The sequence below is a fragment of the Zobellia barbeyronii genome (assembly GCF_018603515.1).
Taxonomy (GTDB): domain Bacteria; phylum Bacteroidota; class Bacteroidia; order Flavobacteriales; family Flavobacteriaceae; genus Zobellia; species Zobellia barbeyronii.
In genome coordinates, this window is the sequence record NZ_JACATN010000001.1 from 352,922 (window position 1) to 368,601 (window position 15,680).

Genomic DNA, 15,680 nt, shown 5'->3' on the forward strand with positions numbered 1-15,680 from the left:
AACAACTTCAAAGAAAAAATATACTACCTGTGCATTTTAATTACACTAATATTTGTTTATGCCTTGCGCTCCTAATCGTTACCGCTTGCGGTGATCAACAAGGCTCACTTTTTAGCAATCCTCCTGCTTCAGAAACAGGTATCACGTTTAAGAATACCCTTACTGAAACCAACGACCTAAATATTTTAGACTACCTCTATTTCTATAATGGCGGTGGTGTGGCTATTGGAGATATAGATAACGACGGGCTACCTGATATTTTCTTTTCAGGTAATCAAGTGAAGAACAAACTGTACCGCAACAAAGGCAATCTTCAATTCGAAGATATTAGTAAAACTGCGGGTATTGAAGGTAACAGCACATGGAACACCGGCTCAGTAATGGGTGACATAAACGGAGACGGGCTTTTGGATATCTATGTTTGTGCCGTGGTGGGCATTAATGGTTTTAACGGTTATAACGAACTGTTTTTAAATAATGGAGATGGCTCTTTTACCGAAAGTGCCGCCAAATACGGACTTGACTTCGATTCCTACAGTTCTAATGCGGCCTTTCTGGATTTTGATATGGATGGGGATCTAGACATGTACCTCCTGAACCATGCCGTACATACCCAAGAATCTTTTGGTAAAGCAGATTTACGCCTGAAACGTAACTATCAAACAGGAGACAAACTACTTCGTAACGATGGAGACAAGTTTACTGATGTAAGTGAAGCCGCTGGCATATATGGTGGCGTAAACGGATACGGATTAGGATTGGCAGTTTCCGATTTTAACCAAGATGGCTATCCTGATATTTACGTAGGCAATGATTTTCATGAAGATGATTATTATTATCTAAACAATGGCGACGGTACTTTCACCGAGAGTTCAAAGCAATTTTTTGGGCATACTTCCCGCTTTTCTATGGGTAATGATGTTGCGGACATTAACCATGACGGTTGGCCAGATTTGATTTCTTTAGATATGCTACCGCAGGATGAAAACGTACTAAAATCGTCTGAAGGGGATGATAATGTGCAAACCCAAAGATTACGCACAGAACGGTATGGCTACGGATATCAGTTTACTAGAAACATGCTGAACATTAATCAGCAAAACAGCACTTATCTAGAAACAGCATTTATGAGCGGTGTAGCTGCTACAGATTGGAGCTGGAGCGCTCTTTTTGGCGATTATGACCAAGATGGTGAGCAAGACCTATTTATCTCTAACGGCATACCTAAAAGGCCAAACGACCTTGATTTTATCAATTTTGTGAGTAGTGAGCAGATTCAGAATAAGATGAACAACACCAAGCTTATGGATCAGCAAGCTTTGGACAAAATGCCTACCGGAAATATCCATAATTATGTTTTTAAAGGTTCGGAAGATTTGATGTTCAAAGACGAATCTGGCCAATGGATATCAAAAGACACCTTGGTTTCTGGAGCTACGGCCATGGGCGACCTTGATAATGATGGCGACTTGGACCTAGTTACTAACAACCTTAATGGTACGGCAGCGCTATACATCAACAAAACAAATAGTAAATCAAACTATCTCAAATTAAAAATTCAATACAAAGACAAAAACACATTTGGCTTAGGAACCAAGGCCTTCTCCTATGCAAAAGGCAAATTACAATATAAAGAACTGTATACGGTTAGAGGTTTTCAGGCTTCTTCGGAACCAATGATTCATTTTGGATATGGAGAAATAACTCAAGTAGACTCCATAAAAGTGGTTTGGCCCGATGGCTCTTATCAGACACTTAGAGATGTCGCTACTAACCAAACGGTGATTGTAAAGCCAGAGAATACAGCAAATTTTGACTATACTAGTTTGCTGCCCTATCAAAAACCAATATTTGAAAAGACTGAAAATAATTTAGGAATCAACTTTAGTCATATTGAGGACAATTACACAGATTTCAATCGTCAAAAACTTATTCCTTATCAGATATCAGACCGCGGACCTGCCACGGCCATTGGCGATTTAAATGACGACGGCAAGGATGACATTTTCTTTGGAGGGTCAAAATACATTCCTTCACAAATCTATGTGCAAAATGATTCTGCATTCGCACCTTTTCATATCCCTCAAATAGCTAAAGATTCTATCAAAGAGGATGTGGCAGCAGTAATTTCAGATTTTAATTCGGATGGAAAGAATGACTTAATAATTGGCGCAGGCGGAGGTGACTTTTACAACAAAATGACAGCCTTACTAGATTCCTATTATATTCAAAAAAATAGCGAATTTGATACTGCTAGTTTACCAGAGAGCTTTCAAAATACTTCCGTTATAGCTCCCTTTGATTTTGATGAAGATGGAGACCTAGATTTGTTCATTGGTGGTCAGTCTATTTCAAATGATTTCGGAAAAATGCCGCAGTCTGTATTACTTACAAATGACAATGGCACCTTTTCAAATAAAAACGAAGATGCACTTATTGACCTTGGTATGGTTACCGATGCTATTTGGCATGATTTCGATAGCGACGGCACAAAAGACCTAATTGTTATTGGCGAATGGATGTCACCTACTTTTTTCAAGAATACTAATGGCCAACTTAGCAAAGTTGATGTTGTTCAGAAAGACCTAAATGGACTCTGGCAAAGCATCGTTCCTTTTGATATAGATCATGATGGAGATACAGATTACCTGCTTGGTAATTGGGGCACCAACACCAAGTTTAAAGCATCTGCGGAGCATCCTATGAAAATGTACTACGGCGATTTTGATGAAAACAGACAGACAGAAACTATAACTACTATTGAGAAAGAAGGCAAATACTATCCAATAGAAGGCTTAGACGGACTTACATCTCAACTGGTTTTTCTTAAAAAGAAATTCAACACCTACGCTTCCTTCGCTGGTTCTTCAATAGAACAAATTCTTGATAAGGATGTCTTAGAAAAAGCTGAAATCCTAAAAGTTCAGGAACTACGTTCAGGGTATTTAAAAAATGAAAATGGGAGTTACAATTTTGTATCTTTTCACAACAAACTACAGGTTTCGCCTATTATGACCATGCTCTCATACGATTTTGATAGCGATGGAAAAGAAGAAGTTTTGGCAGCCGGAAACTATTTTGGTGTTAAACCTTATCACGGGAGGTTCGATTCTTTTGGAGGGGCCTTGATTAAAGGTGAAAATAATGTAATTTTAAGCGCTCAAATAGGTCTAGACCTAAGCCAAAAGTCAGTTAGACATTTAAATATTTTGGATCTAAAAGGAGAAAAGTACCTCTTGGTAACTTTAAACAATGCCAGTACACAAGTCTACCGACTGAATAGAAAATAAAGAACAAATGAACAAGATTATTACCGCATTACTATCGCTTATTTTTGCGATTTCCTGTAAAGCTCCACAAAAAGAAGAGCCTATAACCATTACCCCAGAAGACCTTGATGCTTCTATAAACCAGGTAACGGATATTATGATTCATGATATATTTTCCCCTCCTGTAGCCAGTAGAATTTTTGCTTATCCAAATATTGCTGCTTATGAAATAGTTGCTATGGCAGACGAGAATTATACGTCTTTGGCCGGACAACTTAACGGTCTTACAGCCATTCCTTCGCCAAGCACCATTGATACCGTAAACTATGACCTTGCCGCTATGGTTGCTCATATGGAGCTTAGCAAGAGGTTGATATTCTCGGAAGACCGCATGGAAATGTTGCGTGATAGCCTTTATACAATTTGGAAAGGCAAGAACCCTGTTTTATTTACCAGTTCAAAAGAATATGGCCTGCAAGTAGCGGATCATATAGCTGCTTGGATGAAAGAGGACAACTATGCGCAAACGCGTACGATGCCAAAATTTACGGTAGATGCAGATGATGAAACAAGATGGCAGCCTACACCACCCGCATATATGGATGGTATTGAACCCCATTGGAATAAAATTAGAACTTTTGTCATTGATTCTGCTGCTCAGTTCAAACCAATTCCACCTCCAGCATTTTCACTTGAGAAAGATTCGCCTTTCTTTAAAGAACTTAAAGAAGTTTACGACATCAGTAATAGAATTACCGAAGAAGGCGATACTTCCGAAGAAATTCAAATCGCTCAATTTTGGGATTGCAATCCTTATGTTTCGGTTACTCGCGGCCATTTGATGTTCGCTACCAAGAAAATTACACCAGGTGCACACTGGATGGGAATAGCAAAAATTGCAGCACGTAAAACCAATAGTGATTTCCACAAAGCTTTGTACGCTTATACCAAAGCATCCGTTGCTATGGCAGACGCTTTTATCAGCTGTTGGGACGAGAAATACAGAAGTAACCTTATTCGCCCAGAAACATTAATCAACCAACATATAAATGATAGCTGGAAGCCTGTTTTGCAAACACCACCATTTCCAGAGTATACCAGTGGACACAGTGTTGTTTCAGGAGCTGCATCCGTAGCGCTAACAGATGTGTTTGGTGATGACTTTGCTTTTGATGACGATACGGAAACACCTTATGGATTACCCATTCGTAGTTTTACTTCGTTTAAGCAAGCAGCAGATGAGGCAGCAATTAGCCGTATGTACGGAGGCATTCACTACCGATCTGCTATAGAAGTAGGTGTAAAACAAGGAAGGGACCTCGGCAAGTTTGTAGTTGACAACCTTAATATGGCAAAAAAATAAAGCAACAGTTCAAAACTAAGCTTCATGTCCAAAAAAATTGCGCTAGTCGCATCCGCTCTTTTAGTAGTGGGGCTTATATGGTATCTTTTTATCATGCCTCAAGATTATATAGTTCGGTTCCGAACAAAGGCATCATCAGGTACGGTAAATCAAATTGTCAAGTTTTGGTCGAGCCAAAAAGGTCATGCTAATTTTCAAGAGCAAAAGAGCCTATCTGATTTTACTAGTACAATTGTTCTAAACGACACAACCCTTTCTTTTAATTGGAAGATTGCACCATTGAACGATTCTATTTCGCAAGTAAAAGTGTACGTTACAGATAGCGAGAACAGCTTAAAGAACAGAATTCTCCTCCCTTTTTCAGACACTGATTTTGAAAAACGCTCAAAAAGTACGGTAAAGGAGGTTTACACGCTTCTAAAAAGCCATCTTTCTAATTTCAAAACAACAATTATTGGCGAAGCTATTATTCCTAAAAAGTACTGCGCATGTGTTCCTTTAAAGAATACGCAATTAGAAAAGGTAAAAGGAATGATGAATCATTACTCGCAATTAAGTGGTTTCATGGCCAAAAATAGTATTGAACTTGATGGACGTCCTTTAGTAGAAGTAGAACAATGGAACACACAAAATGATAGTATTGCCTATAATTTTTGTTTTCCTATAATTAAAACAGATAGCCTTCCTAAAGCCGAAGGATTTGTCTACAAAGAAATTAAAGAAAGAAAAGCCATTAAAGCGGTATATAATGGTAACTATTTGACTTCTGACCGTGCGTGGTACGCATTGCTTGATTACGCCGATAAAAACGGAATTAGAGTTACAAAAGAGCCCTTAGAAATCTTTCACACCAACCCAAATATGGGTGGAAATGAATTAGAGTGGGAAGCCGAAATTTTTATGCCGATACAAGCACAAAAATCGGAATAGAACTTACCTTTGTATTCATTAAAACGCATTCTAATGAAATCAATGGCAAAAAAAATTTCGCTTAAAGTTGTAGTCCTATTTCTTTTCTACAGCTGTGCAAATCACGGTCAACTAACTTATGTGACTGAACTACCAAAAAGCCTTAAAGAGAATTCCGGCATAGCCACTTTCACGAAGGATTCCGCTTGGTTTATAGAAGACAGTGGTAATGATGATGTCATTACCCAAGTAGATTATGAAGGAAATATACTAAGGGAACTAAAAGTAAAAAACGCCAAAAACCACGATTGGGAAGATCTAACGGAAGACAAGAAAGGTAACTTATATATTGGTGATTTTGGCAATAATGAAAGTGATCGAAAAAATCTTGTTATTTATAAACTTCCCAACCCAGAATTAGAAAGCGGAGACCACATCACTGCAGAAAAGATAACTTTTAAATACCCAGAGCAAAAACATTTTCCTCCTAAAAAGAGCGAGCGACTTTACGACGCTGAGGCCTTTTTTCACTACAATAATTACCTCTATATTTTCACCAAAAACAGAGCAAACCCTTTTACTGGTGTTTCTCTTATTTATAGAGTTCCTGATACCAAAGGAGATTACGATGCAGAGTACCTAGGCAAGTTAACTATGTGTGATGATTGGGATACCTGTAGAATTTCTTCCGCTGACATTTCTCCTGATGGAAAAACCGTAGTTCTATTGAGCACTGGAAAAATTTGGACTATTAATAATGTAGATTTGGAGAATTTACCAAGTAGCAACCTAACAGAGATTGACTTATTGGTACGCACTCAATTAGAATCCATAAGTTTTTTAGACAACACCACCCTTCTACTCTCTGATGAGGAAACAAAAAGGGAAGGTAGAGACCTTTACAAATATGTCCTTAAATAGGCCTTTTTCCTAGCCGTTAAAACCCAAAACCTAGTCCAAAAGAAAAGCGAAGTCCGTCATCACTATTAAACAGTGCTAAACGTGCTGTAACAATATCCGCTCCATTTAGGAAAAAACCACCTCCGTAAGAAGTATGCCAGTCTTTGGAATCTTCTTTAGGCAACCAAACCCTACCATAATCAAAACCTCCATAAAGCCCCATAGACAATGGTAGTAATTGCGTTTTTATTTTTCTAAGACTATAGCGGATGTCCGTATTCTGATAATAAGATTTTTTACCAGTGAACCTTTGGTTTCTAAAACCTCTTAACCCATCTAAACCACCTATACTGGCAGCCTGATAAAATTCATAGTCATCGCCAATATTAAAATGTGCTTTCCATTTTGTTGCCAAAACCAATCTACCACTAGGAATTAATTTATAATCAAAACCTAAACTTGGTATGATGTACCCAAAAGCGTTGCCGTTTTCTGTACTTCTTTTATACCCTGTTAAGATAGAAGTAGACATACCCATTGTTGGGAATGCCGCATTATCCGTATTGGCATACGAATATTCCGCATCAACGCCTACAAACCTATTTACAGTTTCCTCTCCGTTGGCTTGGTAATAGGTATTAATAAATCTATCATCGCTTTCTTCTACTTCAATAGACTCATAAGAAACCCCTGCTTTAAATTTCGCTCCTAAATCACCTCTCCAAACCAAAGCCGGTGCAAACTTAAGCGTCTGTAAACGCACTCGGTTATAATCCAAACCTAAGTCGTCATCAAAATTATCTGTGTTGTTCCCAAAATCAAAGAAGTTAATAGCGAAATTCGGACTCGTAAAACGTGCTCCTAAATGTAAGTTCCAGTTTTCAAAAATATGAGCAAACTCGCCGCTATACCCTAATTCAAAACCACTGGTTGCAAAATAATAGGAAGCATCTAACTTATGCTGTTGCGTAAAAGGGTTTTGTCTAAAACCGTTAAACGTATACGTATCACTGAAACCTATTTTAACCCCATCATCTGGGTTGTAACCAATAGTTGGGATAATTTGATTCACCGAATTCCGTATTTGCAAAGGCAAGTAGTTATTGGTATTATAATCGTCCGTCAGTTTTAACTTAGCACCACTACGTTCCTCTATAGTATTCTTTTTAGTTTTGTAGTCATAAATGGCAATATTACCGCCTTCATTCACCCTATAAATATCATTATTTTGCCCACCTATCAAGCGCATCTTAATGGCACTTCTTTCGTCTCCGTTTACTTCAAAAATATCATCATCATCTAAGCCATACACCCATACTTCTTTGGTGCTTTTTTTATTGAAAACCTTCTCAAAGAACAGCTTCTTCCTTTTGCCTTTGATGTTTCTATAAACTTTAACTTCGGTTTCCATATCATTTAAGATATTCACTTCAAACCAATCGTCTTTATCAGTACCTATAACTACCGCATACTTATTTAAAACTCCGTAATAAATACGGGCAGTTTCTTCAATATTGGCTGCTCTAGCCAATAGTATACCTTTAATTTCATCTACCGTCTCATCCCTGACTTCTTTCGGAAAATGCATAAACGCTTTATCAATTACTTCAGAAGTAAGGTTCTCTCGTATAAATTTTGCTTGCTCTTGCCATTCCTCCGGAGTGGTCTGCGTTAAAAGAGCCATATCCAACACATAGGTTTTTGGCGAAGAGTTAAAACCTTTTACGTTTCGTATTTCTTCATTAAAACCCTCCATTAAACGTAAACCGGGTATAATTCTCGTGGCCAAGCTCATAAAAAAGCCATCACCATGTTTTGAATAGACCATATCACGATCCCTTGGCACGGGTTTATAAAGTATCTTATCATTTTCTTTATCCTCAAACTCTGCCCATCTCCATTGATCTACATGACGATCCCAATCTCCCATGACCATATCAAAAAGTCTTGCTCTTAAATATAATTCAGAATCTACGGAGTATTTCTCGTCATCACGTAAATCTTCAAGCATGCTATCCGTACTCTTTAGTTCATTAGAATACCCAAAACTCTCTAAGTCTCCGTGGCCATCTCCAGCATGCTCTTCTATCATATAAAGTTCATCACCAAAAGATTGATTGTACTCTTTTAATGCCGACTGTTTGGGTACATAATATAAAACAGGATTAGTGTGGAATAGACCTACCGCATCTGACAATTCTCCGGTTGTAAAAGGCCCATAAGGATTAGAGCCCGTATAGAAATCAAGAAGAAGATTTTCAGTATAAGTGTTTTCAAAATCGCCCATTACATATTGATCTTGAAAAGCCATAGCCTGTAAATACAGTTCCGCATCTTTACGAAGAGCTCGCATAACAAACTCTTTGCCATCCTTATCCCTTAATCGTAATGATTTAGATTGATGTCCTCCTCCCTTATGAACAGGAACCAAACCTCCCATAAGGGTGTCTAGATTTACGGTTGGAGCCTCTACTTTTGTTGCATAATATTTACGATAACGGTCTCCCCAAACAAAATTAAAAAATCCACTTTTATCTACTTCATCCTCCGTATATATTGAAGCTTTTACCGTAGCCGGAAATTTATCAGAATACTTTTCCTCAGAAAATGTCCTGTCTGGAGGTAAAACCTGAGACGTAAATAAAAACTCTTCGTCTTTATTAGCATCAACTCCAAAGAAACGTACTTGTGATGAGCCGTCTGTATACACCTCTAAAGTGGCGTAACCTCTTTCTCCTGTTGAAAATTTACTACCATTCAATAGATTTGTTGCTCCTGTCTTAGCACCGGCACCGCTTACAATTTGCGGTGTATTCTCTTCTACTATATATTGAAGCGTATGCTCATGTCCTGAAGCCAATACCACTTTTTCTGAATACTGTGCCAAAGTCAACAAACGCTTTTTTAGCTCAGTATACCTCGTGTTGGTCATGTCTTCTATAGATGCACCAGTTGTTCTCCTCAAAACATTTATAAAGCTTCCAAGAATGGGCAACGGCCCTATTTTCCCTTTCGGGTAGAAATGCGACTTAAACGTATATTGACCACCATGCGTTCCATAACTGAACATTGGGTGGTGCATAGCTATGACCGTAGTCTTTTGTCTATTATCTTTAATCTTATCCTCAAGCTCCAACCAGAAAGAATCTCTGGTTTTGATATCACACTTGTCATTCATATCTGGACGCTTGTTCCAATTGGTCAAGTACCACTCTGTATCTATTGCTATAATAGTTACATCATCATTTACCTCTATAGTTTCTATAGGGCAACCGTCTTCCGGAAAAAAAACGTCTTTACTATCTAATTTTTCTTGAATGTAATCCTGTTCGCGCTCTAGACCTACCAAACCTTCCGTATACCAATCATGGTTACCAGGTATAAAAATGGGTTTCCCTTTAAAATCTTTCAGAGTTTTTAATTGGGCATCCAAATCATTTTTTGCCAGAATATAGGCAGCGGTAGAATCTATAGGGTCAGGTAGACCTGCAGGATAAATATTATCGCCTAAAAAGAGTGCCGTACTATTCTTATCTGCCTTGTCTAATTTGTCCTTAAAAATCTTAAGCGCGTCGTTCATTCCATCCATAGGAGATAGACCTGCATCCCCAATAAGATAAAACGTATGTGAAATCTCCTTTGTAGTAGGAACATCTGTTTTACCCTCTTCATTTGCGTACTTTGTTTTAAGGGTTGCACAACCTGAAAACAGAGTTAACAATGCAATTAGCGCAAAATGTTTACCGAATAGAACACTATTCACTCTCAATATTTTGTAATTTGGAACCATAAATAATTTTTCATGCCGGATTTACTATCGAAAACCGAAGAATTTGCAATTAACCTGTTAGTCAAAGAATTAGATACCAACTATTTGTATCACAATCTTAGGCATACCCAGCGTGTTGTCAAAAGTACTAAAGAATTGCTTGATTATTATAACTTAAACGCTACTGATAGTGACGCAATAACGCTTGCTGCGTGGCTTCATGACACAGGTTACACAAAAGGTTCAGAAAACCATGAAGAAAATAGCTGTGCAATAGCAAAGAAATTTCTGACCGAGCAAAATTGCGAACCACTGACTATAGAAACGGTCTGCAATCTAATTATGGCTACCAAGCGAGGCCATGAGCCGCAAAACTTGATGGAAGAGATTATGAGAGATGCCGATTCTTCTCATTTAGCACAATCTAGTTATACTGAAACTTGCGAGATGTTGCGGGAAGAATTACAGCTGTTGGGCATTGCCGAAATCTCAACTAAAGAATGGCGCCGTACCAATATTAAAATGTTCCAGACCGAGCATCGTTTCTACACGGACTATGCCATAAAAAACTGGCAAGAAGGTAAAGATGAGAACCTTAAAAAGTTGGTGAAACGTGATAAAAAACAGAAAAAAGCACGAAAAAAGGAAGAACTTAAAGTTCAATTAAAAAACAAAAGTCCAGAAAGAGGTATACAGACCATGTTCCGCGTTACCATGCGGAACCATTTAAAATTAAGTGATATTGCAGATACCAAAGCTAACATTCTTCTATCTGTAAATGCAATTATTATTTCTTTGATGCTTACCAACCTTATACCTAAACTAGATAATCCATCTAATGATTACTTGGTAATTCCTGCTGGTATCTTTGTCATGTTTAGTGTTATATCTATGATTATGTCTGTTTTGGCAACCCGACCGAATGTAACTAGCGGTGAGTTTAACAAGGAAGACGTAAATCAAAAGAAAGTAAACCTATTGTTCTTTGGAAACTTTCATAAGATGAAGCTTGAAGATTACGAGTGGGCCATTCAAGAATTAATTAAAGACCAGAAATATGTATATGACTCCTTAACTAAAGACCTTTACTTCTTAGGTCTTGTGTTAAATAGAAAATACAAACTATTACGATGGACGTATACCATCTTTATGGTAGGAATGGTATTATCTGTAATTGCATTTTTTGTAGCCCTAAAATTCTACGGTCCAGAAAGAATTATTGAATTACCTACCTAGGCCTTCAATTCATTCATAAGATCTTCGTACGTATACGTCCTTTCCATGTCGTTGTCTTTGGTCTTGTAAAGAATATCTGCCCGTATAGCTTTAAGTCCGCTTACGCCTTGTAGACCCTCTAATTCCACAATCTCTACCTTACCGGTAAAGTAACCTTTAGAGCGCAAGAATTTTATGTAACGTAAGTATTCTAGCTCATCCTTTTTCTGAGAATAGACAATAACCATTTTACCCGCTTGGGTCAAACGTTCATTGGTTCCTTTAATGTAAGATTTATCAATACGTTTTTTGATAATTTCGTATCGGGCATTGTACGTACCATCTACATCAAAGCGCTTTTCATCCATTCTAAAACGGATTGAAAGTGATGTACTATAAACTAAAACCAATGAAGCCACGTCTAAAGGCACAGCAAGTTTAGGCTTTAAAGTATAATGCGCATTTTCCATCTCACACATAACCTGTAGCTGCCATAATCTAAGATTGTTTAAGTACAGCATATCAAATTCTTGATCACCAACAATCTCGTTACCAATGTACATGTTGTGTTCAACACCATCAGTCTTATACCGCTCAAAGTAATGCGGGAACATGGCTTGGGCACTCTTTTGCTTCTTATCTAACAACGATGCCAATCTCATATTGATTCGCGTAACACTTTCGTCATAATTACGTCTGTGATCATAATAGGAATCTGTTCCCATATCAACCGAAGACTCATAGGAAAGAATCAAATTATTCAACTCATTATCAGATTTTTTCAAATGAGAGAACACAGGATTTATTTCATCCATCACAAAATTAAAAATAGCTTGCTCACTGTTGGTGTGCAGGCTTTCTTTAATACTGTCCATATGATTATTCACCCTAAACATCAACTCTTCATAAATAGGTAACTTACTATTCTGCCATGCAGTTTCAAGTACTTTATTTATAGTAGAAAGTTGAATCATCAAATCGCGCTGAATTGCAGTGTTGCGTGCCTGAGATGAATCTTTAATATCTATTTGACCATATAATGGGTATACATTTTTAAAGACAATTTCTTTAAAAGTAGCACTCCTACCTTCTGAATTATCCTTTACAAAACGTTTGGCTTCTTCTTCAAAACGCCAGTATACAGAATCGTGAACCGATGTACATTCATTTTGAATAACGGCATCAATAAGGTTACTTTCCTCTGCTTTAGAACGAAGTACTGCCGATACAATAAAGGGCATTACATCTTCTAATTTATTAGCATTTACACTGTTCAATACATTTGGCTCGTAAGCTACAAGCTCCAATACACCCAAAAGATTACCATCATCTGCAATAGGTGCCAGAATAGCACTTTTTATACCTTTTTCTTTGAGGCCTTCATAAAGAGCCATACCTCCAGAAATTTTATAATGACGATCTACATCTGAAATAGCAAAATAACTGTTCTGCTCTAATAATCTACTGTAGGAACTTTTACATAAAGCACTTGTACAATGTAGCGCATCTTTATCTCCCAAAAGAAAACTCTCCATGCCATTAGCAAAAACTTTTTCAAAACGATTCTCCTTAGCATTATACTCCACAAAACCCACCTTAATATCTGGTGAATTAAAGAAAGATCTAAAAGTTTCCTGTAAATCGCTCATGAAATTATCACTGCTGCGCTTGTCATTCGCAATCAGGCTAGATTTTATTTCAGAGATAGAATGTTCTGCAGTTACGTCAAACATATTGGAAATGACAAAACCTTTTGAAATAAAACTATGCGGCGGAATTTTTTCCTTCCAAAGTTCTATATTATCAAAATTATCCAAAAGATCATCAACATCTTTTTGAGTAAGTTTTTTTGCCTTATCCGTAGGCAAAATTTCCATAAAATCTGCATTGTACAAAATTCTATAGTGGCGCATTACGCCATTTTTATCAGGAATATCGTAGAAAAATGGTCTTTTAAAATCAAAATTGAAGCCGTAGTGAAAATTAAGAATAACCGTACACGCCACAATATACATCTGGTGTTCTGGTAGATTCCGCATTTGTGGAATGAAATCATCTCCACCTGCATCTTTCAATATTTTTTTAAACCGCTTAGAAGAATTAAAGATTACATCGTTATACGGTAAGGAGGCAGTCTTTATCTCATTGTTAGTAACAACTTTCGGAAAAATATCCTGTAAAATAATATTAATAATGTCCTTATGTTTTTTAAGCAAAGAAACATCATTAAAACCATCACGAAGCTCAGGGTACGGTGCTGCAGCTTTTAAGATACGCTGTGCCTTTTTGGCCTCGGTGATATTATCACTTTTAGCCATGACATCATATTGCTCCATAAGCCTGTTAAAGCTTATTAGCTGGGTAATTGGTAAATCTGCTTCGTAGTTTTTCTCCATTCTCATCTCATCAGTCGTAAATACCCTCTTAAAGTTACAAAATAAAATATTGTATTGTTAAGGCAATCTTTATGCCCTTCACCGCTTTTTTTAGATATTTATGCAAATTTACGATATGTCGTCCAATACAAGGTTATCCAATGCATACCAAACTGCCAAAACGGTGCCTTTTGACGATGAATCGAAATTTATTCTCTTTAGTGACTGCCACAGGGGTGACAACAGCTTTGCAGATGACTTCGCAAACAACCGGAATATCTACTTTCACGCCCTTAATTTCTATTTCAAAGAAGGGTTTGATTATTGCGAAATAGGCGATGGTGATGAGCTTTGGGAAAACCGATTTTTTGAATCTATTTTTCAGGCCCACAAGAATGTTTATGAACTTTTGCGAAAATTTCATCTAGGCCGTAGACTTCATATGATCTGGGGAAACCATGATATGGTCTATAAAGACCCAGAATATGTAAAGAAGAACCTAAGCAGCTATTTTGAACCTATAGATGGGGAATCTAAAGAACTTTTTGAAGGCATTACCTATCATGAGGGCATTATACTGCAGCATAAAGACACTGAACAAGAAATTTTCTTAACACACGGGCATCAGGCAGACTGGTGGAATTACACCTTTTGGCGCTGGAGCCGGTTCTTGGTACGCGCATTATGGAAACCACTACAGGTATGGGGTATTGCAGACCCTACAAGTCCCGCAAAAAACTATAAAGAACTTATAAAAGTAGAGCGCCGTATTAAAAAGTGGATACTAAAGAACAATCTTTTGATCACTATTGTTGGTCATACCCACCGCCCACGCTTTCCAGAACCTGGAGACATTCCGTTTTTTAATGACGGTAGTTGTGTACATCCACGTAGTATTACGGGTATTGAAATTGAGAAAGGCAGTATCTCACTTATAAAATGGCAAATATCTACCACAGATGATGGCACGCTTCGTGTAGTACGTGTTTTGCTGGAAGGTCCTCAAAAGCTAACGGACTACCAAAAAACGAAAAGTTAGAAGAATACGTATCTTTACCCCACCATTAACTAATAATTACATTACATGTTTAAGAAAACACTATTTATTGCCCTAACTGCGCTTGTATTAACTTCATGTTGGAAAGACAAAAGCCCTGAAGACCTTATTCGTTTAAAAGACAAATTTAAAAGTCAAGTATCTACTTTTGAAAGCAAAAAAGAAACTGCCAATAAAAATGTAAACAGAGGCTTAGAATCTCTAAGTGCACTAAAAGCTGCTTTAGAAGACACTAAAAATGAAGATAAGGAATTTGCCAAGGTATATGGTGATTGGGAGAAAGTAGACCGCCGTGTAAATAATCTAAACAAAGAATACGAAGATTTAAAAGAGAAGGCTACTAATCTTTTTACTGCCATGGAAAAGCAGACCAATAGCCTAAGCGACGAAACCAGTAAAAAAACTCTTTTGAGTGCCATTCAAAAAGCGCGCACGAAATATAATGGCACATTGACCAATACATCAAAAGCTATAGACAAATTAAAACTCTTACATGGTGATGCCGTAGAAGTGGTAAAAGCCCTAGAAGTAGCTGCTGCCCTTAATTCTTTTGATAATATTAATGACCAAATGAAAAGCATAGAAGGTCGTGTTGAAGGTATTATGCAAGAATTGAATGTTGCCGTCGTAGAGAGTAAGAAGCTTTACGAACAGAAGATTACTGAGCTTGGAGAGTAGAAGGTATTAAAATATATCGTTTATAATCTTTAATGGATATATAGCGATGTGTTTCACGCCAGCCTAAACAAAATGGTGTAACTAAAATCGACGACTTAAATCTTATTTGATAGAATACTGTATATTTACGACAACAACTCACTAA

Annotated in this window: 9 protein-coding genes; 7 read left to right on the forward strand and 2 right to left on the reverse strand. The window is 37.3% G+C overall.

Annotation, left to right across the window (positions count from 1 at the left end; translation table 11 throughout):
* The first annotated feature begins 29 nt into the window (after positions 1-29).
* Genes HW347_RS01430 through HW347_RS01445 form a run of 4 tightly spaced genes read left to right on the forward strand, consistent with a single transcriptional unit; the run spans position 30 to position 6,462 of the window.
* Complete coding sequence (locus tag HW347_RS01430; RefSeq protein ID WP_317195298.1) at positions 30-3,290, forward strand: VCBS repeat-containing protein; 3,261 nt, start codon at positions 30-32, stop codon at positions 3,288-3,290.
* 7 nt (positions 3,291-3,297) lie between these two features.
* The gene (locus HW347_RS01435) at positions 3,298-4,632 is read left to right on the forward strand and encodes a vanadium-dependent haloperoxidase (protein ID WP_214610180.1); all 1,335 of its coding nucleotides are present in this window, start codon (positions 3,298-3,300) and stop codon (positions 4,630-4,632) included.
* 24 nt (positions 4,633-4,656) lie between these two features.
* Positions 4,657-5,562 (forward strand): GyrI-like domain-containing protein, encoded by a 906-nt coding sequence (locus HW347_RS01440; RefSeq protein WP_214610181.1) that lies wholly within the window; start codon positions 4,657-4,659, stop codon positions 5,560-5,562.
* A gap of 42 nt (positions 5,563-5,604) precedes the next feature.
* Positions 5,605-6,462 carry a hypothetical protein gene (locus HW347_RS01445; RefSeq protein WP_214610182.1) on the forward strand — a complete coding sequence of 286 codons (858 nt, stop codon included), beginning with the start codon at positions 5,605-5,607 and terminating at the stop codon, positions 6,460-6,462.
* A gap of 16 nt (positions 6,463-6,478) precedes the next feature.
* Here the strand turns inward: HW347_RS01445 and HW347_RS01450 are convergent, their stop codons facing one another.
* Complete coding sequence (locus HW347_RS01450; RefSeq protein ID WP_214610183.1) at positions 6,479-10,231, reverse strand: metallophosphoesterase; 3,753 nt, start codon at positions 10,229-10,231, stop codon at positions 6,479-6,481.
* A gap of 12 nt (positions 10,232-10,243) precedes the next feature.
* On the opposite strand from HW347_RS01450, the gene HW347_RS01455 reads away from it, so the two are divergent.
* On the forward strand, positions 10,244-11,446 hold the full coding sequence (locus HW347_RS01455; RefSeq protein WP_214610184.1) for a Pycsar system effector family protein: 1,203 nt from the start codon (positions 10,244-10,246) through the stop codon (positions 11,444-11,446).
* On the opposite strand, the gene HW347_RS01460 is transcribed toward HW347_RS01455, so the two are convergent.
* The gene (locus HW347_RS01460; protein WP_214610185.1) at positions 11,443-13,821 is read right to left on the reverse strand and encodes a GAF domain-containing protein; all 2,379 of its coding nucleotides are present in this window, start codon (positions 13,819-13,821) and stop codon (positions 11,443-11,445) included. The two genes, HW347_RS01455 and HW347_RS01460, sit on opposite strands and share 4 nt — an antisense overlap.
* 115 nt (positions 13,822-13,936) lie before the next feature.
* Here HW347_RS01460 and HW347_RS01465 point away from each other — a divergent pair, with 115 nt between their 5' ends.
* Positions 13,937-14,839 carry a metallophosphoesterase gene (locus HW347_RS01465; RefSeq protein WP_214610186.1) on the forward strand — a complete coding sequence of 301 codons (903 nt, stop codon included), beginning with the start codon at positions 13,937-13,939 and terminating at the stop codon, positions 14,837-14,839.
* Positions 14,840-14,884: 45 nt separating this feature from the next.
* Positions 14,885-15,535: a hypothetical protein gene (locus HW347_RS01470; RefSeq protein ID WP_155598002.1), complete on the forward strand. Its 651-nt coding sequence runs from the start codon at positions 14,885-14,887 to the stop codon at positions 15,533-15,535.
* Positions 15,536-15,680 lie beyond the last annotated feature (145 nt).

What these genes read in the sequence shown, in the direction of transcription:
- HW347_RS01470 (WP_155598002.1), top strand. Translation starts at nt 14,885, where the DNA reads ATGTTTAAGAAAACACTATTTATTGCCCTAACTGCGCTTGTATTAACT.
- HW347_RS01435 (WP_214610180.1), top strand. Translation starts at nt 3,298, where the DNA reads ATGAACAAGATTATTACCGCATTACTATCGCTTATTTTTGCGATTTCC.
- HW347_RS01455 (WP_214610184.1), top strand. Translation starts at nt 10,244, where the DNA reads ATGCCGGATTTACTATCGAAAACCGAAGAATTTGCAATTAACCTGTTA.
- HW347_RS01465 (WP_214610186.1), top strand. Translation starts at nt 13,937, where the DNA reads ATGTCGTCCAATACAAGGTTATCCAATGCATACCAAACTGCCAAAACG.
- HW347_RS01450 (WP_214610183.1), bottom strand. Translation starts at nt 10,231, where the DNA reads ATGGTTCCAAATTACAAAATATTGAGAGTGAATAGTGTTCTATTCGGT.
- HW347_RS01440 (WP_214610181.1), top strand. Translation starts at nt 4,657, where the DNA reads ATGTCCAAAAAAATTGCGCTAGTCGCATCCGCTCTTTTAGTAGTGGGG.
- HW347_RS01445 (WP_214610182.1), top strand. Translation starts at nt 5,605, where the DNA reads ATGGCAAAAAAAATTTCGCTTAAAGTTGTAGTCCTATTTCTTTTCTAC.
- HW347_RS01460 (WP_214610185.1), bottom strand. Translation starts at nt 13,821, where the DNA reads ATGGAGAAAAACTACGAAGCAGATTTACCAATTACCCAGCTAATAAGC.